This is a genomic window from Leclercia tamurae, assembly GCF_025566055.1.
Taxonomy (GTDB): Bacteria; Pseudomonadota; Gammaproteobacteria; order Enterobacterales; family Enterobacteriaceae; genus Enterobacter; species Enterobacter tamurae.
In genome coordinates this window covers 184,365-205,950 of sequence record NZ_JAMHKS010000070.1, presented here as the reverse complement: position 1 = coordinate 205,950, position 21,586 = coordinate 184,365, and the positions used below count along the sequence as shown (strand labels likewise).

The following is a 21,586-nucleotide window of genomic DNA, read 5'->3' as shown; positions in this document are numbered from 1 at the left end:
TAGCCGGTGAGTTTCAGGCGAAAGTTTGAAATGAATCGGATACTGAGTATCCTGACGCTGTTTTTAACACAGTTGTAATAAGAGGTTAATCCCTTGAGTGACATGGCGAAAAACCTAATACTCTGGCTGGTCATTGCCGTTGTGCTGATGTCAGTATTCCAGAGCTTTGGGCCCAGCGAGTCTAATGGCCGTAAGGTGGACTACTCTACCTTCCTGCAAGAGGTCAACCAGGATCAGGTTCGCGAAGCGCGTATCAACGGACGTGAGATCAACGTTACCAAGAAAGATAGTAACCGTTACACGACTTACATTCCGGTGAACGATCCTAAGCTGCTTGATAACCTTCTGACTAAAAACGTCAAGGTGGTAGGTGAGCCGCCGGAAGAGCCAAGCCTGCTGGCTTCTATCTTCATCTCCTGGTTCCCGATGCTGCTGCTTATCGGCGTCTGGATCTTCTTTATGCGTCAAATGCAGGGCGGCGGTGGCAAAGGTGCCATGTCGTTCGGCAAGAGTAAGGCGCGTATGTTGACGGAAGACCAGATCAAAACCACTTTTGCTGACGTAGCAGGTTGCGACGAAGCAAAAGAAGAGGTGGGTGAGCTGGTTGAATACCTGCGTGAACCGAGCCGCTTCCAGAAACTGGGCGGTAAGATCCCGAAAGGCGTCCTGATGGTCGGCCCTCCGGGTACCGGTAAAACCCTGCTGGCGAAAGCCATCGCCGGTGAAGCGAAGGTCCCGTTCTTTACCATTTCCGGTTCTGACTTCGTGGAAATGTTCGTTGGTGTCGGTGCATCCCGTGTGCGTGACATGTTCGAACAGGCCAAGAAAGCGGCACCGTGCATCATCTTCATCGATGAAATCGACGCCGTAGGCCGCCAGCGTGGCGCAGGCCTGGGCGGTGGTCACGATGAACGTGAGCAGACGCTGAACCAGATGCTGGTTGAGATGGACGGCTTCGAAGGTAACGAAGGTATTATCGTTATCGCGGCAACTAACCGTCCGGACGTTCTTGACCCTGCGCTGCTGCGTCCAGGCCGTTTCGACCGTCAGGTTGTGGTCGGTCTGCCAGACGTTCGTGGTCGTGAGCAGATCCTGAAAGTGCATATGCGTCGCGTACCGCTGTCTCCGGACATCGATGCGGCAATCATTGCGCGCGGTACCCCAGGCTTCTCCGGTGCGGATCTGGCTAACCTCGTGAACGAAGCTGCACTGTTTGCTGCTCGCGGCAACAAGCGTGTGGTCTCGATGGTGGAGTTCGAGAAAGCGAAAGACAAAATCATGATGGGTGCGGAACGCCGCTCCATGGTGATGACGGAAGCGCAGAAAGAGTCCACGGCTTACCACGAAGCAGGTCATGCGATTATTGGTCGCCTGGTACCGGAACACGATCCGGTGCATAAAGTGACGATTATTCCGCGCGGTCGTGCGCTCGGCGTGACGTTCTTCCTGCCGGAAGGCGATGCTATCAGCGCCAGCCGCCAGAAACTGGAAAGCCAGATTTCAACCCTGTACGGTGGTCGTCTGGCGGAAGAGATTATCTACGGTGTGGAACATGTTTCGACCGGTGCGTCTAACGACATCAAAGTCGCGACCAACCTGGCACGTAACATGGTCACCCAGTGGGGCTTCTCCGACAAACTCGGTCCGCTGCTGTATGCGGAAGAAGAGGGCGAAGTGTTCCTCGGCCGTTCTGTGGCGAAAGCGAAGCATATGTCCGACGAAACAGCACGTATCATCGATCAGGAAGTAAAATCTCTGGTTGAGCGTAACTATGCACGTGCTCGCCAGATCCTGAACGAAAATATGGACATCCTGCACGCTATGAAAGATGCGCTCATGAAATATGAGACCATCGATGCACCGCAGATCGACGACCTGATGGCACGCCGCGATGTGCGTCCGCCAGCGGGTTGGGAAGATCCAGGTGCTTCTAACAACTCTGACAACAATGGCACGCCACGTGCGCCGCGTCCGGTCGATGAACCGCGTACGCCAAACCCGGGCAACACCATGTCAGAACAGTTGGGCGATAAATAAGTTACCGCTGTAGATGTTCGCTTTACCTGAAACCCTGGGGCTTGCCCCGGGGTTTTTCTTGTCTGCTTAACTAAAAAAATCAGGGAATTGCCATGAAACTCTTCGCCCAGGATTCTTATCTCGATCTGACTCATCCGCATGTGATGGGGATCCTGAACGTTACGCCAGACTCGTTCTCCGATGGCGGGACGCATAACACGCTGATCGAGGCGGTCAGGCATGCGAATCTGATGATCAATGCCGGGGCGACCATCATTGACGTTGGTGGAGAATCGACGCGACCGGGCGCGGCGGATGTCAGCGTTGACGAAGAGTTGTCCCGGGTGATCCCGGTGGTCGAAGCCCTTGCACAGCGTTTCGAAGTGTGGATTTCGGTGGATACCTCTAAACCAGAGGTGATTCGCGAGTCAGCGAGAGTGGGCGCTCACATTATTAATGACATTCGCTCGCTCACCGAACCGGGAGCGCTTGAGGCCGCTGCAGAGACCGGGTTGCCGGTCTGTCTGATGCACATGCAGGGCCAACCGAAAACCATGCAGGATGCGCCGAAGTATGATGACGTGTTTGCTGATGTGAACCGCTACTTTGTTGAGCATATTGCGCGTTGTGAGCGTGCCGGTATCGCAAAAGAGAAATTGCTGCTCGACCCGGGATTCGGTTTCGGTAAAAATCTCTCTCATAACTTCGAGCTTCTTGCGCGCTTATCTGAGTTTCACCATTTTGGCCTGCCGCTGCTGGTCGGGATGTCACGAAAATCTATGATAGGCCAGTTGCTTAACGTCGGGCCATCAGACCGCCTGAACGGAAGCCTGGCCTGCGCGGTTATTGCAGCGATGCAGGGAGCGCATATTATTCGCGTCCATGACGTAAAAGAGACAGCAGAAGCCATGCGAGTGGTGGAAGCCACACTGGCAGCTAAGGAAAACAACCGCTATGAGTAATCGTAAATATTTTGGTACCGACGGCATTCGTGGACGCGTGGGCGATGCGCCAATTACTCCTGAGTTTGTACTGAAGTTAGGCTGGGCGGCAGGCAAAGTCCTGGCCAGTCACGGCTCGCGCAAAATCATCATTGGTAAAGATACGCGCATCTCTGGCTATATGCTTGAATCGGCGCTGGAAGCTGGTCTTTCTGCCGCCGGGCTCTCTGCCTCTTTTACCGGCCCAATGCCGACGCCTGCTGTCGCCTATCTCACCCGGACCTTCCGTGCGGAAGCAGGGATTGTGATCTCCGCCTCGCATAACCCGTTCTACGATAACGGCATCAAATTCTTCTCTATCGATGGCACCAAGCTGCCGGACGAAGTTGAAGAAGCCATCGAAGCGGAAATGGAAAAAGAGCTCACCTGTGTGGATTCCGCTGAGCTGGGTAAAGCCAGCCGCATCGTCGATGCGGCTGGGCGCTACATTGAATTCTGTAAAGGTACTTTCCCGAACGAATTGAGCCTCAGCCACCTTAAAATCGTGGTGGACTGCGCGAACGGGGCAACCTACCACATCGCCCCAAACGTGTTCCGCGAACTGGGCGCGCAGGTGGTGGCCATTGGCTGTGAGCCTAACGGGCTGAACATTAACGCTGAAGTGGGGGCGACGGACGTTCGCGCTCTGCAGGCGCGCGTGCTGGCAGAGAAGGCCGATCTGGGTATCGCCTATGACGGCGACGGCGACCGCGTCATCATGGTTGATCATGAAGGCAATAAGGTCGACGGGGATCAGATCCTCTATATCATTGCCCGTGAAGGTCTGCGTCAGGGCCAGCTGCGCGGCGGTGCCGTCGGTACGCTGATGAGCAACATGGGTCTGGAGCTGGCACTTAAGCAGCTGGGGATCCCGTTTGTGCGCGCAAAAGTGGGCGATCGCTACGTTCTGGAAAAACTGCAGGAGAAAGGCTGGCGCATTGGCGCGGAAAACTCCGGCCACGTGATCCTGCTCGACAAAACCACCACCGGTGACGGCATTGTGGCCAGTCTGCAGGTGGTTGCGGCGATGGTGCGTAACCATATGTCCCTGCACGATCTGTGCAGCGGCATGAAAATGTTCCCGCAAATTCTCGTGAACGTGCGCTTTACCGCCGGGAAAGGCGATCCGCTGGAAAACGACAACGTGAAAGCGGTGATGGCTGAGGTCGAAGCGGCGCTGGGCTCCCGTGGCCGCGTCCTGCTGCGTAAGTCTGGCACCGAGCCGCTGATCCGTGTGATGGTGGAAGGGGAAGACGAAGCGCAGGTGACTGAGTTTGCCCATCGCATCGCAGATGCGGTGAAAGCAGCATAGTATTTTGCGTTAAGTGTTTAAAAAGGCGGCGTCTGCCGCCTTTGTTTTGTACAGTCGCGGGCCTTTTGCTGTTTTTTTCCGCACTTGATACAATGCACTGAAATTGCCCTTGCGAAGGTCATTCGCTTTGGTTAGTATTCACACCCGCTTCAGTGGGAAAGCAAATTCCTGCTTATTGGTCGAAGCATTGGTATGCGGCAAATCCGCAAGGAACAGGTTGATTATGTACGAAGCTCTTTTAGTAGTTTTCCTTATTGTAGCCATCGCTCTGGTAGCGCTGATCATGCTGCAGCAAGGTAAAGGCGCTGATATGGGGGCCTCTTTTGGAGCAGGCGCTTCTGGTACGCTGTTCGGTTCAAGTGGTTCTGGTAACTTCATGACCCGTGCAACGGCGATTCTGGCAACGCTGTTTTTCATCATCAGTCTGGCGCTTGGCAATATCAACAGCAACAAGACCAGTAAAGGAAGCGAGTGGGAAAATCTGAGCGCGCCGGCGAAATCCGAGCAGACTCAGCCAGCTGCACCGGCTAAGCCGACCAGCGATATCCCGCAGTAAGAGTAGTATCTGTGCTGAGGTGGTGGAATTGGTAGACACGCTACCTTGAGGTGGTAGTGCCCTAACGGGCTTGTGGGTTCGAGTCCCATCCTCAGTACCAATATTCCGAAGAAAAGACGTCGCAAGACGTCTTTTTTTTCGTCTGTAGTTTTATCTTTTCGCCCGGCGGCGCTACGCTTGCCCGCCCTACAAAAGAGCATAAAAAAGGCGCCTGAAGGCGCCTTTTGCATTCGGTACCGTGATGATTACTGCTTATCGCTGTTTTCCAGATTCTCGACCTGCGGCAGGCCATTCCCTGTGGATACGGAGAGCAGACCATTCTCGGTATAGGTGAACAGCTTGGCACGGGTATCGGTGATATCCAGATTGCGCATGGTCAGCTGACCAATACGATCGTCCGGCGAGAAGACCGAGTCACCTTTCTCCATGGTCAGACGCTCTGCCTGGTAGGTCAGGTTGTCAGACACGGTGTTCAGAATGGAATAATCATTGCCACGACGCAGTTCCAGGGTCACTTCACCGGTAATTGCGCTTGCCACCCAACGCTGCAGGGCATCACGCAGCATCAGCGCCTGCGGATCGAACCAGCGACCCTGATACAGCAGTTTGCCCAGCTGGCGACCATGAGAGTGATACTGCTCAATGGTATCTTCGTTGTGAATACCGGTCAGCAGACGCTCATAAGCGATGTGCAGCAGCGCCATCCCCGGGGCTTCATAGATGCCACGGCTTTTCGCTTCGATGATACGGTTTTCGATCTGATCGCTCATCCCCAGACCGTGACGGCCGCCGATGCGATTGGCTTCCAGCATCAGTTCCACATCGTCAGAGAAGGTCTGGCCGTTCAGGGCAACCGGGTGGCCGCGTTCAAAACGTACGGTCACTTCTTCCGCCTGGATTTTGACGTTTTCGTCCCAGAACTTCACGCCCATGATCGGGTTAACGATCTTCACGCTGGAGTTCAGGAACTCCAGGTCTTTTGCTTCGTGCGTGGCGCCCAGCATGTTGGAGTCGGTGGAGTAGGCTTTCTCCACTGACATTTTGTAGTCAAAGCCACAGGCGATCATAAATTCGGACATTTCGTGACGGCCACCGAGTTCGTCGATGAAGTCAGTATCCAGCCACGGCTTGTAGATCTGCAGTTCGGCGTTGGTCAGCAGGCCATAACGGTAGAAACGCTCGATGTCGTTGCCTTTATAGGTGCTGCCATCACCCCAGATGTTTACGCCATCGTCTTTCATCGCGGCAACCAGCATGGTGCCGGTAACGGCACGGCCCAGCGGGGTGGTGTTGAAATAGGTCAGGCCACCGGTGGTGTTATGGAAAGCGCCACACTGGATGGCAGCGATACCTTCGGCAACCAGCTGCTTACGGCAGTCAATCAGGCGTGCGTTCTCTGCACCGTACTCCATGGCACGACGAGGGATCGCATCATAATCGTCCTCATCTGGCTGACCCAGGTTCGCAGTATATGCATAAGGAACCGCTCCCTTCTGGCGCATCCACAGCAGTGCAGCGCTGGTATCCAGGCCGCCTGAAAAAGCGATGCCAATACGTTGTCCTTGCGGAAGATGCTTGAGAATCGTCGTCATAAAATAAAACCCTGCTTGATTGACTGATGAGTGATCGCTTTCACCCTAAATGCATTTTTATGCAGAATAAGTGAGTTTTCATTTAATCATCTTTTGGCAAGTACCGAAAGCAATTCGTGTATTTTTTGTAAAAATTTCCCGCCTTAATCGCTGCGGTTAGCAGGGTTGACAGAGGGCGTCCACTATCAATATACTGAACGCCGATTTTACGTCCCGTCCTCGGTACCAAATCCCAGCATTATTTGCATTTTTTACCCACAAAGAGTAGAATTTGCCACGTTTCAGGCGCGGGGTGGAGCAGCCTGGTAGCTCGTCGGGCTCATAACCCGAAGGTCGTCGGTTCAAATCCGGCCCCCGCAACCACTTTCCTATAAAGTCCTTTTTCAAATATACTGTGAAGACTTAGCGCCTTCGTAGCTGGATTTGAAAAAATTCTTTTTGAAAGTGCTCCAGGCCACTGTTGTGGCTATAGGGTTCAGTTATCTAAAGCCCCGATTTATCGGGGTTTTTTGTTATCTGACTACAGAATAACTGGGCTTTATGCCCTTTTTTTACGTCTTGGGGGTGGGCTTGTCCACATTAGACCAAAAATTAACAGAGATGATTAAGGCACCAGTCGAAGCACTGGGCTACGAACTGGTCGGCATCGAATTTATTCGCAGCCGTACATCCACGCTGCGCATCTATATTGATAGTGAAGATGGCATCAATGTTGATGATTGTGCTGATGTTAGCCACCAGGTGAGTGCGGTTCTTGATGTTGAAGATCCTATTACCGTCGCCTATAACCTGGAAGTTTCCTCGCCTGGTCTGCATCGCCCGCTGTTTACTGCTGAACACTACACGCACTACATTGGTGAAGAAGCGGCTCTCGTCCTGCGTATGGCTGTACAAAACCGCCGTAAATGGCAGGGCGTTATTAAGGCCGTTGACGGTGAGATGATCACAGTAACAGTCGAAGGCAAAGATGAAGTGTTCGCGCTGAGTAATATCCAGAAGGCGAACCTGGTTCCCCACTTTTAACAGTCTGGATGAGGTGAAAAGCCCGCGATGAACAAAGAAATTTTGGCTGTTGTTGAAGCCGTCTCCAACGAAAAATCACTGCCGCGCGAGAAGATTTTTGAAGCGCTGGAAAGTGCACTGGCTACGGCAACCAAGAAAAAATACGAACAAGAGATCGATGTTCGCGTAGAAATCGATCGTAAGAGCGGCGACTTCGATACCTTCCGTCGTTGGGTTATCGTTGAAGAAGTGACCCAGCCAACGAAAGAGATCACTCTGGAAGCGGCGCGTTATGAAGATGAGAGTCTGAACGTTGACGATTACGTTGAAGATCAGATCGAGTCCGTCACCTTCGACCGTATCACCACCCAGACTGCTAAACAGGTTATCGTACAGAAAGTTCGTGAAGCTGAGCGCGCCATGGTCGTTGACCAGTTCCGCGAACACGAAGGTGAGATCATCACCGGCGTAGTGAAGAAAGTTAACCGCGACAATATCTCCCTGGATCTGGGTAGCAACGCTGAAGCTGTCATTCTGCGTGAAGATATGCTGCCACGTGAAAACTTCCGTCCGGGTGACCGTATTCGCGGCGTACTCTATTCCGTGCGTCCAGAAGCGCGTGGCGCACAGCTGTTCGTGACCCGTTCTAAACCTGAAATGCTGATCGAACTGTTCCGCATTGAAGTGCCAGAAATTGGCGAAGAAGTGATCGAGATTAAAGCCGCTGCCCGCGATCCGGGTTCCCGTGCGAAAATCGCGGTGAAAACCAACGACAAGCGTATTGACCCGGTAGGGGCTTGCGTCGGTATGCGTGGCGCACGTGTTCAGGCTGTTTCGACTGAACTGGGTGGCGAGCGTATTGATATCGTTCTGTGGGACGACAACCCGGCGCAGTTCGTGATTAACGCGATGGCACCGGCTGATGTTGCGTCTATCGTGGTAGACGAAGACAAGCACACCATGGATATCGCCGTTGAAGCTGGCAATCTGGCGCAGGCGATCGGCCGTAACGGTCAGAACGTGCGTCTGGCTTCACAGCTGAGCGGCTGGGAACTCAACGTGATGACCGTTGATGACCTGCAGGCTAAGCATCAGGCTGAAGCCCATGCAGCTATTGATACCTTCACCAGGTACCTGGACATTGACGAAGATTTCGCCACCGTTCTGGTTGAAGAAGGTTTCTCCACGCTGGAAGAACTGGCCTATGTGCCAATGAAAGAACTGCTGGAAATTGACGGCCTGGATGAAGCCACCGTTGAAGCCCTGCGTGACCGCGCTAAAAACGCACTGACCACCCTGGCACTGGCTCAGGAAGAAAGCCTTGGTGATAACAAGCCGGCTGATGACCTGCTGAATCTGGAAGGTCTTGATCGTGCGATTGCGTTCAAGCTGGCTGCCCGTGGTGTTTGTACGCTGGAAGATCTCGCTGAACAAGGCGTTGATGACCTGGCTGATATCGAAGGTTTAACCGACGAGAAAGCCGGCGAGCTCATCATGGCCGCACGTAATATTTGCTGGTTCGGCGACGAAGCGTAATAAACTGTAGCAGGAAGGAACAGCATGACTGATGTAACTGTAAAAACGCTGGCTGCTGAGATTCAGACTTCCGTGGACCGCCTGGTACAGCAATTTGCTGATGCAGGGATCCCGAAGTCTGCTGATGACTCAGTGACCGCGCAAGAGAAACAAACCTTATTATCGCACCTGAACCGTGAACACGGCTCGGCGCCTGATAAACTGACGTTACAGCGTAAAACGCGCAGTACGTTAAATGTTCCAGGTACCGGTGGAAAAAGCAAATCGGTACAAATCGAAGTCCGCAAGACACGCACCTTTGTAAAACGTGATCCGCAAGAGGCTGAACGCCTTGCCGCGGAAGAGCAGGCGCAGCGTGAAGCGGAAGAACAAGCTCAGCGTGAGGCGGAAGCAACCGCCAAACGTGAGGCAGAATTAAAAGCTGAACGTGAGGCCGCAGAAAAAGCGAAGCGCGATGCCAGTGATAAAGCGAAGCGTGACGCGGCGGAAAAAGACAAAGTGAGCAATCAACAGACTGACGAAATGACCAAAACTGCCCAGACGGAAAAAGCCCGTCGTGAAAATGAAGCTGCCGAGCTGAAGCGTAAAGCGGAAGAAGAAGCTCGCCGTAAGCTGGAAGAAGACGCACGTCGTGTTGCTGAAGAAGCGCGCCGTATGGCAGAAGAGAACGAGAAGAACGGTGTGAATCCTGTTGAGCAGACAGAAGACACCAGTGATTATCACGTGACTACTTCTCAGCATGCGCGCCAGGCAGAAGACGAAAACGACCGTGAAGTTGAAGGTGGCCGTAGCCGTACCCGTACCGCATCAAAAACTGCCCGTCCTCAGAAGAAGGGCAACAAGCACGCTGAATCCAAAGCCGATCGCGAAGAAGCGCGTGCAGCGGGTCGCGGTGGTAAAGGTGGTAAGCGTAAAGGTTCCGCTCTGCAGCAAGGCTTCCAGAAGCCAGCTCAGGCTGTTAACCGTGACGTTATCATCGGCGAAACCATCACCGTTGGCGAGCTGGCGAACAAGATGGCTGTTAAAGGCTCTCAGGTCATCAAAGCGATGATGAAGCTGGGTGCAATGGCGACCATCAACCAGGTTATCGACCAGGAAACCGCACAGCTGGTTGCCGAAGAGATGGGCCACAAAGTTATCCTGCGTCGTGAAAACGAGCTGGAAGAAGCGGTAATGAGCGACCGTGACACTGGCGCAGCGGCTGAACCGCGTGCACCGGTTGTAACCATCATGGGTCACGTTGACCACGGTAAAACCTCTCTGCTGGACTACATTCGTTCTACGAAAGTGGCCTCCGGCGAAGCAGGCGGCATTACCCAGCACATCGGTGCCTACCACGTAGAAACCGACAACGGAATGATCACCTTCCTGGATACCCCGGGCCACGCCGCGTTTACCTCCATGCGTGCTCGTGGTGCTCAGGCGACGGATATCGTTGTTCTGGTAGTTGCAGCAGACGATGGCGTGATGCCGCAGACTATCGAAGCAATCCAGCACGCGAAAGCGGCGCAGGTGCCTCTGGTCGTTGCAGTGAACAAAATCGATAAGCCAGAAGCGGACATGGATCGCGTTAAAAACGAACTGTCCCAGTACGGTGTTATGCCGGAAGAGTGGGGCGGTGAGTCTCAGTTCATCCCGGTTTCTGCAAAAGTGGGTACCGGTATCGATGACCTGCTGAATGCTATCCTGCTGCAGGCTGAAGTTCTGGAGCTGAAAGCGGTTCGCAATGGTATGGCGAGCGGTGCGGTGATCGAGTCCTTCCTGGATAAAGGTCGTGGCCCGGTTGCTACTGTTCTGGTACGTGAAGGTACCCTGAACAAAGGCGACATCGTGCTGTGTGGCTTCGAATATGGCCGTGTTCGTGCAATGCGTGACGAACTGGGTCGTGAAGTGCTGGAAGCAGGTCCATCCATTCCTGTGGAAATCCTCGGTCTGTCCGGTGTTCCGGCTGCCGGTGATGAAGTGACCGTTGTTCGTGACGAGAAGAAAGCGCGTGAAGTTGCGCTGTATCGTCAGGGCAAATTCCGTGAAGTTAAACTGGCTCGCCAGCAGAAATCTAAACTCGAGAACATGTTTGCCAACATGACCGAAGGCGAAGTTCACGAAGTGAACGTCGTTCTGAAGGCCGACGTTCAGGGTTCTGTGGAAGCGATCTCCGACTCTTTACTGAAACTGTCTACCGACGAAGTGAAAGTGAAGATCATCGGTTCTGGCGTAGGTGGTATCACCGAAACCGACGCAACCCTGGCTGCAGCGTCCAACGCAATTCTGGTTGGCTTCAACGTCCGTGCCGATGCTTCTGCGCGTCGCGTGATCGAAGCGGAAAGCCTGGATCTGCGTTACTACTCCGTCATCTATCACCTGATCGACGAAGTGAAAGCGGCAATGAGCGGTATGCTGTCTCCGGAACTGAAACAGCAGATCATCGGTCTGGCTGAAGTACGTGACGTGTTCAAATCACCGAAATTTGGTGCGATCGCGGGCTGTATGGTTACCGAAGGCAACATCAAGCGTCACAACCCAATCCGCGTTCTGCGTGACAACGTGGTTATCTATGAAGGCGAGCTGGAATCCCTGCGCCGCTTCAAAGATGACGTTAACGAAGTCCGTAACGGCATGGAATGTGGTATCGGCGTGAAGAACTACAACGACGTTCGCGTTGGCGACATGATCGAAGTGTTCGAGATCATCGAGATCCAGCGTACTATCGCTTAATCTGCGTAGAATGTAGGCCGGGATCGCCTCGTGCCACCCGGCAAGAATTAACAAAAGGGGCTTAGAGCCCCTTTTTTGTCTGGAGAATTTATTATGGCGAAAGAATTTGGTCGCCCGCAGCGCGTTGCTCAAGAGATGCAAAAAGAGATCGCAATCATCCTGCAGCGCGAAATTAAAGACCCACGCCTGGGCATGATGACGACGGTATCCGGGGTTGAAGTATCCCGCGATCTGGCCTATGCCAAAGTGTTTGTGACTTTCCTGAATGACCAGGATGAAGCGGCAGTTAAGCTGGGTATCAAAGCCCTGCAGGATGCCTCTGGTTTTATCCGCTCTCTGCTGGGCAAAGCTATGCGCCTGCGTATCGTGCCGGAACTGACCTTCTTCTACGACAACTCACTGGTTGAAGGGATGCGCATGTCCAACCTGGTCACCAGCGTGGTGAAGCAGGATGATGAGCGTCGTGTGAACCCGGACGATAACAAGGAGGACTGATGAGTCGTCCTCGTCGTCGCGGTCGCGACGTGCACGGCGTGCTGCTGCTGGATAAGCACCAGGGTGCCTCCAGCAACGACGTGCTGCAAAAAGTAAAGCGTCTCTATAATGCCAACCGCGCCGGTCATACCGGTGCGCTGGATCCGCTGGCGACCGGCATGCTGCCGGTTTGCCTGGGCGAAGCGACGAAGTTTTCTCAGTATCTGCTGGATTCCGATAAGCGTTACCGCGTGATTGCGAAGCTGGGTCAGCGCACGGATACCTCCGATGCGGATGGTCAGGTAGTGGAAGAGCGTCCGGTGACGTTCAGTAGCGATCAGCTTGAGGCGGCGCTGGAAAGTTTCCGCGGCGACACCGAGCAGGTGCCGTCGATGTATTCAGCACTGAAATACCAGGGCAAAAAACTCTATGAGTATGCACGCCAGGGTATCGAGGTGCCGCGTGAAGCCCGTCCGATTACGGTGTATGAACTGCTGTTCATTCGTCATGAAGGCGATGAGCTGGAGCTGGAAGTCCACTGCTCAAAAGGTACGTACATCCGCACCATCATTGACGATCTGGGTGAAAAGCTGGGCTGTGGCGCGCACGTGATCTATCTGCGCCGTCTGGCCGTCAGTAAGTATCCTGCAGAACGGATGGTGACGCTGGAGCAGCTGCAGGCGCTGGTTGAGCAGGCCCAGGAGCAGGGTATTGATGCTGCCGAGTTGCTGGACCCACTGTTGATGCCGATGGACAGTCCAGCTTCGGACTACCCGGTCGTTAATCTGCCGCTGACCTCGTCCGTTTACTTCAAAAACGGTAACCCGGTGCGCACCACCGACGTCCCTCATCAAGGGCTGGTTCGCGTTACGGAAGGCGACAACAACACCTTTATCGGTATGGGTGAAATTGACGACGAAGGTCGTGTTGCACCGCGCCGTCTGGTGGTCGAATATCCGGCATAAGCTGACGCCTTACCTTGCGATAACCAGGGGAGGCGGGTAGAATATTGCCGCTTAACGTCTGTTGAATTGTTTAACAATTGGCAAGCGTTATACATGGGATAGCTGAATTAGAGATCGGCATCCTTTCATTCTTTATACTTTGGAGTTTTAAAATGTCTCTAAGCGTTGAAGCTAAAGCTAAAATCGTTTCTGAGTTTGGTCGTGATGCTAACGACAGCGGTTCTACCGAAGTTCAGGTTGCACTGCTGACTGCACAGATTAACCACCTGCAGGGTCACTTTGCAGAGCACAAAAAAGATCACCACAGCCGTCGTGGTCTGCTGCGTATGGTTTCTCAGCGTCGTAAACTGCTCGACTACCTGAAACGTAAAGATGTTGCACGCTACACCTCGCTGATCGAGCGTCTGGGTCTGCGTCGCTAAGTCTTGCGAGTTTCAGAAAAGGGGGCCTTATGGCCCCTTTTTTCAACCAGACCGCAGCAATTCACTGGAAACTAATGTATTGTTGCTATAAATGATCTTCATTGCAGAGGTTCGCGCGGCTAATGAGAGGCTTCACCCATGGGGGTGTCGGTTGTCATTAGTCGCGAGGATGCGAAGAAGGTCCGGTTAAACGTCAGCACGCCTCTGGTGTGCTGTCATTCATTTAAGAAAGGACAGAATCTTGCTGAATCCGATCGTTCGTAAATTCCAGTACGGCCAACACACCGTTACGCTGGAAACCGGCATGATGGCGCGTCAGGCTACTGCTGCCGTAATGGTAAGCATGGATGACACCGCGGTATTCGTAACCGTGGTTGGCCAGAAAAAAGCAAAACCAGGTCAGGACTTCTTCCCGCTGACCGTTAACTACCAGGAGCGTACCTACGCTGCCGGTAAAATCCCGGGTGGTTTCTTCCGTCGTGAAGGCCGTCCAAGCGAAGGCGAAACCCTGATCGCGCGTCTGATTGACCGCCCGGTTCGCCCGCTGTTCCCGGAAGGCTTCGTAAACGAAGTTCAGGTTATCGCGACCGTTGTTTCCGTTAACCCACAGGTTAACCCGGACATCGTGGCGATGATCGGCGCATCTGCAGCCCTGTCCCTGTCTGGTATTCCATTCAACGGTCCAATCGGTTCTGCACGCGTGGGTTACATCAACGACCAGTACGTTCTGAACCCAACTCAGGACGAGCTGAAAGAGAGCAAGCTGGACCTGGTTGTTGCCGGTACAGAAGCGGCAGTACTGATGGTCGAATCCGAAGCAGAACTGCTGAGCGAAGACCAGATGCTGGGCGCGGTGGTCTTTGGCCACGAGCAGCAGCAGATCGTTATCCAGAACATCAACGACCTGGTGAAAGAAGCCGGTAAACCACGTTGGGACTGGCAGCCAGAAGCAGTAAACGAAGCGCTGAACGCGCGCGTTGCTGCGCAGGCTGAAGCCCGTCTGAGCGATGCTTACCGCATCACCGACAAGCAGGAGCGTTATGCTCAGGTTGACGTCATCAAATCTGAAACCATCGCTACGCTGGTTGCAGAAGATGAATCCCTGGATGCGAACGAGCTGAGCGAAATTCTGCACGCGATCGAGAAAAACGTTGTTCGTAGCCGCGTTCTGGCAGGCGAGCCGCGTATCGATGGCCGTGAAAAAGACATGATCCGTGGTCTGGATGTGCGTACTGGCGTGCTGCCACGTACTCACGGTTCCGCCCTGTTCACCCGTGGTGAAACGCAGGCGCTGGTTACCGCGACCCTGGGTACTGCCCGTGACGCACAGAACATCGATGAACTGATGGGCGAGCGCACTGACAGCTTCCTGTTCCACTACAACTTCCCTCCGTACTCCGTCGGTGAGACCGGTATGGTGGGCTCGCCTAAGCGTCGTGAAATTGGTCACGGTCGTCTGGCGAAGCGCGGCGTGCTGGCAGTGATGCCAGATGCTGACAAATTCCCGTACACCGTTCGCGTGGTTTCTGAAATCACCGAATCTAACGGTTCTTCTTCTATGGCTTCCGTGTGTGGTGCTTCTCTGGCACTGATGGACGCGGGTGTTCCGGTTAAAGCGGCCGTTGCGGGTATCGCAATGGGTCTGGTGAAAGAAGGCGACAACTACGTTGTTCTGTCTGACATCCTGGGCGACGAAGATCACCTGGGTGATATGGACTTCAAAGTTGCGGGTTCCCGCGAAGGTATCTCTGCTCTGCAGATGGATATCAAAATTGAAGGCATCACCAAAGAGATCATGCATGCTGCGCTGAACCAGGCGAAAGGTGCACGTCTGCACATCCTGAGCGTGATGGAACAGGCGATTAACGCGCCACGTGGCGACATTTCTCAGTTCGCACCGCGTATCCACACCATCAAGATCAGCCCGGACAAGATCAAAGACGTTATCGGTAAAGGCGGTTCTGTTATCCGTGCTCTGACCGAAGAGACCGGCACCACCATCGAAATCGAAGATGACGGTACTGTGAAGATCGCAGCGACCGACGGCGAGAAAGCGAAATTCGCTATTCGTCGTATCGAAGAGATCACTGCAGAGATCGAAGTGGGCCGTATCTACAGCGGTAAAGTGACCCGTATCGTTGACTTTGGCGCATTCGTTGCCATCGGTGGCGGTAAAGAAGGTCTGGTTCACATCTCTCAGATCGCTGACAAGCGCGTTGAGAAAGTGACCGATTACCTGCAGATGGGTCAGGAAGTTCCGGTTAAAGTTCTGGAAGTTGACCGTCAGGGCCGTATCCGTCTGAGCATTAAAGAAGCGACTGAGCAGTCATCTGCCGCTGCACCGGAAGCTCCGGCAGCAGAACAGGGCGAGTAAGGTTGCTGTTTGCCCTCCGCGCAAGCGGGGGGCTTGTTATCAGGCAGGACGCCTTGTTGAGCCGCCGGGGGACAGGACGTTCATCCAATAGTTGTCTTCGGGAGTGGGAAATGAAGCCTTTTCTGCGCTGGTGTTTCGTTGCGACAGCTTTGACGCTGGCAGGATGCAGCAACTCTGCCTGGCGTAAAAGTGAAGTCCTCGCAGTGCCACTGCAACCGACTTTGCAGCAGGAAGTGATTCTGGCACGCATGGAACAAATTCTTGCCAGTCGGGCTTTAACCGATGACGAACGCGCACAGCTTTTATATGAGCGCGGAGTGTTGTATGATAGTCTCGGTCTGAGGGCACTAGCGCGAAATGATTTTTCACAAGCGTTGGCGATCCGACCGGATATGCCTGAAGTATTCAATTACTTAGGCATTTATTTAACGCAGGCAGGCAATTTTGATGCTGCCTATGAAGCGTTTGATTCTGTACTTGAGCTTGATCCAACTTACAACTACGCGCACTTGAATCGCGGGATCGCCCTGTATTACGGCGGTCGTGACAAGTTAGCGCAAGATGATCTGCTAGCGTTTTATCAAGACGATCCTAACGACCCTTTCCGTAGCCTGTGGCTTTACATTGTTGAGCAGAAGCTCGATGCAAAGCAGGCCAAAGACGCGTTAAACCAACGCTTCGAAAAATCGGACAAGGAACAGTGGGGATGGAATATTGTCGAGTTCTACCTGGGCAACATCAGCGAAGCAACGCTGATGGAAAAGCTCAAGGCAGACGCAACGGATAACACCTCGCTCGCTGAGCATCTCAGTGAAACCAACTTCTATTTAGGTAAGTACTACCTAAGTCTGGGGGATATGGACAGCGCCACGGCACTGTTCAAATTAGCGGTTGCTAACAACGTACACAACTATGTTGAGCACCGTTATGCATTGTTGGAATTATCGCTCTTGGGCCAGGAGCACGACGACCTGGCAGAATCGGACCAGCAATAGCTGACGTCAACACATCAGCCCATAATCATTTTTTGATTGTCATCATCTTAACGGGTGAGGGCGTTGTTGTTCGTCAATACACCTACTTTGAGCCGGTTCACACTTTCAATGAAAATTACCGAAAATTTTCACGATGAGTTATGTAGACTGGCCGCCATTAATATCGAGGCACTTGTACTACATGGCTGAATTCGAAACCACTTTTGCAGATCTGGGCCTGAAGGCTCCTATCCTTGAATCCCTTAACGATCTGGGTTACGAAAAACCATCTCCGATCCAGGCAGAATGCATCCCGCATTTACTCGCCGGTCGTGACGTGCTGGGCATGGCCCAGACTGGTAGCGGAAAAACCGCAGCGTTCTCGCTGCCGCTGCTGAACAACATCGATCCGGACCTGCGTGCACCGCAGATCCTCGTACTCGCTCCGACCCGTGAACTGGCTGTTCAGGTTGCGGAAGCGATGACTGAATTCTCTAAACATATGCGCGGCGTAAACGTGGTTGCCCTGTACGGCGGCCAGCGTTATGACGTGCAGTTACGCGCCCTGCGTCAGGGTCCACAGATCGTCGTCGGTACCCCGGGTCGTCTGCTGGATCACCTGAAACGCGGTACGCTGGATCTCTCTAAACTGAGCGGTCTGGTACTGGATGAAGCTGACGAAATGCTCCGCATGGGCTTCATCGAAGACGTAGAAACTATCATGGCGCAGATCCCGGAAGGTCATCAGACCGCTCTGTTCTCTGCAACTATGCCGGAAGCGATCCGTCGTATTACCCGTCGCTTCATGAAGGATCCGCAGGAAGTGCGTATCCAGTCCAGCGTCACCACTCGCCCGGACATCAGCCAGAGCTACTGGTCTGTATACGGTATGCGTAAAAACGAAGCGCTGGTGCGTTTCCTGGAAGCAGAAGATTTTGATGCGGCGATCATCTTCGTTCGTACCAAAAATGCGACCCTGGAAGTGGCTGAAGCCCTGGAGCGTAGCGGCTACAACAGCGCCGCGCTGAACGGTGACATGAACCAGGCCCTGCGTGAGCAGACTCTGGAGCGTCTGAAAGACGGTCGTCTGGATATCCTGATTGCAACCGACGTGGCAGCACGTGGTCTGGACGTTGAGCGTATCAGCCTGGTTGTTAACTACGACATCCCGATGGACTCCGAGTCTTACGTTCACCGTATCGGCCGTACCGGTCGTGCGGGTCGTGCGGGCCGTGCGCTGCTGTTCGTTGAGAACCGCGAGCGTCGTCTGCTGCGTAACATCGAACGCACCATGAAGCTGACCATTCCGGAGGCTGACCTGCCTAACGCAGATCTGCTGGGCAAACGCCGTCTGGAAAAATTCGCCGCGAAAGTACAGCAGCAGCTGGAAAGCAGCGATCTGGATCAGTACCGTGCGCTGCTGGCGCAGATCCAGCCAACCGCTGAAGGCGAAGAGCTGGATATGGAAACGCTGGCTGCCGCTCTGCTGAAGATGGCGCAGGGTGAACGTTCCCTGATCGTGCCACCAGATGCGCCGATGCGTCCTAAGCGTGAATTCCGTGACCGTGACGATCGTTTCGAACGTCGTGGCGACCGTAATGACCGCAACGACCGTGGCCCACGTGGCGACCGTCCAGAGCGTGGTGGTGAAGACCGTCCACGTCGCGAACGTCGTGACGCTGGCGAAATGGAACTGTACCGCATCGAAGTGGGCCGTGATGACGGCGTTGAAGTTCGTCATATCGTTGGCGCGATCGCTAACGAAGGCGACATCAGCAGCCGTTACATCGGTAACATCAAGCTGTTCGGTACCCACTCCACCATCGAGCTGCCAAAAGGTATGCCGGGCGACGTGCTGCAGCACTTCACTCGTACCCGCATCCTGAACAAGCCGATGAACATGCAGCTGATGGGTGATGCCCAGCCGCGTCCGGACCGTGGTCCGCGTCGTGAAGGCGATCGTCCTGCTGGCCGTGGCTTCGGTGGCGGTGAGCGTCGTGAAGGCGGTCGTGGTCCTCGTCGTGAAGGCGCTGCACCAGCAGGTGCAGGTCGTTTCAGCGGTGAGCGTCGTGAAAACCGCGGCCCACGTCGTGAAGATGGCGGTGCACCTACCCGTCGTCGTGACGCGTAAGCCTTACGCTTCAGTCGTAAAGTAATATATACAGCCCCGATAGCGATATCGGGGCTTTTTTTATTCCCTTTGTACTATTGTACTGGTACAGTGCAGCACATTAAGATGCGGGTCCCAAATTTTTGACTGGAGAATAGGCTGTATGGCGACACTAACCACCACCCAAACGTCACCCTCGCTGCTCGGCGGTGTGGTGATCATCGGCGGTACCATTATTGGCGCAGGGATGTTCTCTCTGCCGGTGGTGATGTCCGGGGCGTGGTTCTTCTGGTCGCTGGCGGCACTGGTTTTCACCTGGTTCTGTATGCTGCACTCTGGCCTGATGATCCTCGAAGCTAACCTCAACTACCGGATTGGTTCGAGCTTCGACACCATCACCCGCGACCTGCTCGGCAAACGCTGGAACATCGTCAACGGCATCTCCATTGCCTTTGTGCTTTATATCCTGACCTACGCCTATATCTCGGCGAGCGGTTCGATTCTGCATCACACCTTCTCGGAGATGTCGCTGGATGTTCCGGCGCGGCTGGCGGGTCTCTGCTTTGCTCTGGCTGTGGCATTTATCGTCTGGATGAGCACCAAAGCGGTAAGTCGGATGACGGCCATTGTGCTGGGCGCGAAGGTCATCACCTTTTTCCTGACCTTCGGCAGCCTGCTGGGGCACGTCACCCCGGCCACGTTGTTTAATGTGGCGGAGAGCAATACCTCCTACTCGCCTTATCTGCTGATGACCCTGCCGTTCTGTCTGGCATCGTTTGGTTATCACGGCAACGTCCCGAGCCTGATGAAGTACTATGGCAAAGATCCGCGCACCATCACTCGCTGTCTGGTCTACGGCACGCTGCTGGCGCTGGGGTTATATGCCATCTGGCTGCTGGGGACGATGGGTAACATCCCGCGTCCGGAATTTATCGGCATTGCGCAGAAGGGCGGTAATATTGATGTGCTGGTGCAGGCGTTGAGCGGGGTGTTGAACAGCCGCAGTCTGGATCTGCTGCTGGTGATCTTCTCTAACTTTGCCGTGGCGAGCTCATTCCTCGGCGTGACCCTGGGCCTGTTCGACTATCTGGCCGATCTTTGTGGCTTTGATGATTCGGCGATGGGCCGTCTGAAAACCGCGCTGCTGACCTTCCTGCCACCGGTGATCGGTGGCCTGCTGTGGCCGAACGGTTTCCTGTATGCCATTGGCTATGCCGGGCTGGCGGCAACCATCTGGGCAGCGATTGTGCCGGCGCTGCTGGCGCGCAAATCACGTAAACGCTTCGGTAGCCCAAAATTCCGCGTCTGGGGCGGCAAGCCGATGATTGCGCTGATCCTGGTGTTCGGGGTTGGTAACGCGCTGGTGCACCTGCTGTCGAGCTTCAATCTGCTGCCTGTTTACCATTAAATACATTGCCCGGTGGCACTACGCTTACCGGGCCTACAGGGATCGCGTAGGCCGGATAAGGCGAAGCCGCCATCCGGCAAGAAACTACCCGAGAAGTTCCTCTTTCACCTGCATCGCCAGATCGAACGAATGCAGCCGCGCCTGGTGATCGAAAATCTGCCCGTTCACCATGATCTCGTCGGCCTGGGTTTCGCGCAGCACCGCTTCCAGCCCGTGGCGCACTTTCGCTTTATCACCCACCAGCGACATGCTCAACGCCTGCTGCACACCATACTGTTCTGACGCCGACCACAGCTGATGCATATTTTCTACCGGCGGCGGGAGTTGGCCTGTTTCGCCGCGGCGCAGCTTCATAAACGCCTGCTGCATGGAGGTAAACAGGAATTCTGCATCGCGGTTGCTGTCGGCGGCAATGATGTTGATACAGACCATCGCGTACGGTTTTTCCAGTCGCGCCGAGGGTTTAAAGTTCGTGCGATAGAGATGCAGCGCCTGGTGCAGCATATCCGGCGCAAAGTGTGAGGCGAACGCAAACGGCAGGCCCAGCTGGGCAGCCAGTTGGGCGCTGTACAGGCTCGAACCCAGCAGCCAGACCGGGATCTGCTCGCCGTAGCCCGGCACCGGGCGGACATGCGGGTTCGGGTCCTGCGCGTCGAACCAGTCCACCAACTCCGCCACGTCGCGCGGGAAGTTGTCGATATCGCCACTCATATGACGGCGCAGCGCGCGCATGGTTGGCTGATCGCTGCCCGGCGCACGGCCCAGCCCCAGATCGATTCGGCCAGGGTAGAGGGTATTCAACGTGCCAAACTGTTCGGCAATCACCAGCGGGGCGTGGTTCGGCAGCATCACGCCGCCCGAGCCTAAATGCAGGGTAGTGGTGTTGGCCGCCAGATAGCCGAGCAGCACCGAGGTGGCCGCACTGGCGATCCCGACCATATTGTGGTGCTCCGCCAGCCAGTAGCGACGATAGCCGCGCTGTTCAGCCAGGCGGGCGAGATCCAGAGAGTGGGTAAAGGCTTCTCTTGCTGAGGAGCCTTCAGGGATCGGCGCCAGGTCCAGCACCGAAAACGGAATGGATTTATCAGTCATAACAGCTCACTTTGTCGACGGTGAATCTTTTAATAGTGCATCAAAAATGCATACACGT

17 protein-coding genes and 2 tRNA genes are annotated in these 21,586 nt (G+C 54.5%); 17 read left to right on the top strand and 2 right to left on the bottom strand.

The features are described 5' to 3' along the window. Positions 1–102: 102 nt before the first annotated feature. The 5 genes from ftsH (at position 103) to M8318_RS08760 (ending at position 4,964) form a co-directional block, all read left to right on the top strand. The gene (ftsH, locus tag M8318_RS08780) at positions 103–2,037 is read left to right on the top strand and encodes an ATP-dependent zinc metalloprotease FtsH (protein WP_262662012.1); all 1,935 of its coding nucleotides are present in this window, start codon (positions 103–105) and stop codon (positions 2,035–2,037) included. A 92-nt stretch (positions 2,038–2,129) separates the two neighbouring features. Beyond that, positions 2,130–2,978, top strand: coding sequence for a dihydropteroate synthase (gene folP, locus M8318_RS08775; protein ID WP_262662011.1), 849 nt, complete (start codon positions 2,130–2,132; stop codon positions 2,976–2,978). Next, positions 2,971–4,308: a phosphoglucosamine mutase gene (gene glmM, locus M8318_RS08770; RefSeq protein ID WP_106994814.1), complete on the top strand. Its 1,338-nt coding sequence runs from the start codon at positions 2,971–2,973 to the stop codon at positions 4,306–4,308. The genes folP and glmM overlap by 8 nt, the downstream gene beginning before the upstream one ends. A gap of 223 nt (positions 4,309–4,531) precedes the next feature. Further along, complete coding sequence (gene secG, locus M8318_RS08765; protein ID WP_032614427.1) at positions 4,532–4,864, top strand: preprotein translocase subunit SecG; 333 nt, start codon at positions 4,532–4,534, stop codon at positions 4,862–4,864. 13 nt (positions 4,865–4,877) lie between these two features. After that, positions 4,878–4,964 (top strand) — tRNA-Leu (locus M8318_RS08760). A gap of 145 nt (positions 4,965–5,109) precedes the next feature. Here the strand turns inward: M8318_RS08760 and argG are convergent. Next, a complete protein-coding gene (gene argG / locus M8318_RS08755; protein ID WP_106994813.1) occupies positions 5,110–6,456 on the bottom strand; it encodes an argininosuccinate synthase in 1,347 nt (448 codons plus the stop codon). 286 nt (positions 6,457–6,742) lie between these two features. Between argG and M8318_RS08750 the strand changes: the two genes are divergently transcribed. From M8318_RS08750 to mtr, 12 genes are all read left to right on the top strand, one after another. Then, positions 6,743–6,819, top strand: a tRNA-Met gene (locus M8318_RS08750). A gap of 207 nt (positions 6,820–7,026) precedes the next feature. Then, a complete protein-coding gene (rimP, locus tag M8318_RS08745) occupies positions 7,027–7,479 on the top strand; it encodes a ribosome maturation factor RimP (RefSeq protein WP_142487237.1) in 453 nt (150 codons plus the stop codon). Positions 7,480–7,506: 27 nt separating this feature from the next. Further along, positions 7,507–8,994 carry a transcription termination factor NusA gene (gene nusA / locus M8318_RS08740; RefSeq protein ID WP_262662008.1) on the top strand — a complete coding sequence of 496 codons (1,488 nt, stop codon included), beginning with the start codon at positions 7,507–7,509 and terminating at the stop codon, positions 8,992–8,994. A 24-nt stretch (positions 8,995–9,018) separates the two neighbouring features. After that, positions 9,019–11,709 carry a translation initiation factor IF-2 gene (infB, locus tag M8318_RS08735; protein WP_106994810.1) on the top strand — a complete coding sequence of 897 codons (2,691 nt, stop codon included), beginning with the start codon at positions 9,019–9,021 and terminating at the stop codon, positions 11,707–11,709. Between the two features lie 93 nt (positions 11,710–11,802). Further along, complete coding sequence (rbfA, locus tag M8318_RS08730) at positions 11,803–12,204, top strand: 30S ribosome-binding factor RbfA (RefSeq protein ID WP_059307112.1); 402 nt, start codon at positions 11,803–11,805, stop codon at positions 12,202–12,204. Then, positions 12,204–13,148, top strand: coding sequence for a tRNA pseudouridine(55) synthase TruB (gene truB / locus M8318_RS08725; RefSeq protein ID WP_262662006.1), 945 nt, complete (start codon positions 12,204–12,206; stop codon positions 13,146–13,148). Before rbfA ends, truB begins: the two co-directional genes overlap by 1 nt. 152 nt (positions 13,149–13,300) lie before the next feature. After that, positions 13,301–13,570, top strand: coding sequence for a 30S ribosomal protein S15 (rpsO, locus tag M8318_RS08720; RefSeq protein ID WP_106994808.1), 270 nt, complete (start codon positions 13,301–13,303; stop codon positions 13,568–13,570). Positions 13,571–13,811: 241 nt separating this feature from the next. Beyond that, positions 13,812–15,944, top strand: a complete 2,133-nt coding sequence (pnp, locus tag M8318_RS08715) for a polyribonucleotide nucleotidyltransferase (RefSeq protein WP_106994807.1) — start codon at positions 13,812–13,814, stop codon at positions 15,942–15,944. A gap of 110 nt (positions 15,945–16,054) precedes the next feature. Beyond that, positions 16,055–16,939 carry a lipoprotein NlpI gene (gene nlpI / locus M8318_RS08710; protein ID WP_059307114.1) on the top strand — a complete coding sequence of 295 codons (885 nt, stop codon included), beginning with the start codon at positions 16,055–16,057 and terminating at the stop codon, positions 16,937–16,939. A 108-nt stretch (positions 16,940–17,047) separates the two neighbouring features. Next, a complete protein-coding gene (gene yrbN, locus M8318_RS08705; protein ID WP_098946273.1) occupies positions 17,048–17,128 on the top strand; it encodes a protein YrbN in 81 nt (26 codons plus the stop codon). Further along, positions 17,121–19,049 carry a DEAD/DEAH family ATP-dependent RNA helicase gene (locus M8318_RS08700; protein ID WP_262662004.1) on the top strand — a complete coding sequence of 643 codons (1,929 nt, stop codon included), beginning with the start codon at positions 17,121–17,123 and terminating at the stop codon, positions 19,047–19,049. The genes yrbN and M8318_RS08700 overlap by 8 nt, the downstream gene beginning before the upstream one ends. Before the next feature lie 142 nt (positions 19,050–19,191). Then, on the top strand, positions 19,192–20,436 hold the full coding sequence (gene mtr / locus M8318_RS08695) for a tryptophan permease (RefSeq protein WP_262662002.1): 1,245 nt from the start codon (positions 19,192–19,194) through the stop codon (positions 20,434–20,436). Between the two features lie 84 nt (positions 20,437–20,520). On the opposite strand, the gene M8318_RS08690 is transcribed toward mtr, so the two are convergent. Continuing rightward, positions 20,521–21,528: a luciferase-like monooxygenase gene (locus M8318_RS08690; protein ID WP_106994804.1), complete on the bottom strand. Its 1,008-nt coding sequence runs from the start codon at positions 21,526–21,528 to the stop codon at positions 20,521–20,523. Positions 21,529–21,586: the final 58 nt, after the last annotated feature.

Coding starts and splice junctions, on each gene's coding strand:
- glmM (WP_106994814.1), top strand. CDS start 2,971: ATGAGTAATCGTAAATATTTTGGTACCGACGGCATTCGTGGACGCGTG.
- nlpI (WP_059307114.1), top strand. CDS start 16,055: ATGAAGCCTTTTCTGCGCTGGTGTTTCGTTGCGACAGCTTTGACGCTG.
- mtr (WP_262662002.1), top strand. CDS start 19,192: ATGGCGACACTAACCACCACCCAAACGTCACCCTCGCTGCTCGGCGGT.
- infB (WP_106994810.1), top strand. CDS start 9,019: ATGACTGATGTAACTGTAAAAACGCTGGCTGCTGAGATTCAGACTTCC.
- M8318_RS08700 (WP_262662004.1), top strand. CDS start 17,121: ATGGCTGAATTCGAAACCACTTTTGCAGATCTGGGCCTGAAGGCTCCT.
- nusA (WP_262662008.1), top strand. CDS start 7,507: ATGAACAAAGAAATTTTGGCTGTTGTTGAAGCCGTCTCCAACGAAAAA.
- folP (WP_262662011.1), top strand. CDS start 2,130: ATGAAACTCTTCGCCCAGGATTCTTATCTCGATCTGACTCATCCGCAT.
- M8318_RS08690 (WP_106994804.1), bottom strand. CDS start 21,528: ATGACTGATAAATCCATTCCGTTTTCGGTGCTGGACCTGGCGCCGATC.
- yrbN (WP_098946273.1), top strand. CDS start 17,048: ATGAAAATTACCGAAAATTTTCACGATGAGTTATGTAGACTGGCCGCC.
- secG (WP_032614427.1), top strand. CDS start 4,532: ATGTACGAAGCTCTTTTAGTAGTTTTCCTTATTGTAGCCATCGCTCTG.
- truB (WP_262662006.1), top strand. CDS start 12,204: ATGAGTCGTCCTCGTCGTCGCGGTCGCGACGTGCACGGCGTGCTGCTG.
- rbfA (WP_059307112.1), top strand. CDS start 11,803: ATGGCGAAAGAATTTGGTCGCCCGCAGCGCGTTGCTCAAGAGATGCAA.
- ftsH (WP_262662012.1), top strand. CDS start 103: ATGGCGAAAAACCTAATACTCTGGCTGGTCATTGCCGTTGTGCTGATG.
- argG (WP_106994813.1), bottom strand. CDS start 6,456: ATGACGACGATTCTCAAGCATCTTCCGCAAGGACAACGTATTGGCATC.
- rpsO (WP_106994808.1), top strand. CDS start 13,301: ATGTCTCTAAGCGTTGAAGCTAAAGCTAAAATCGTTTCTGAGTTTGGT.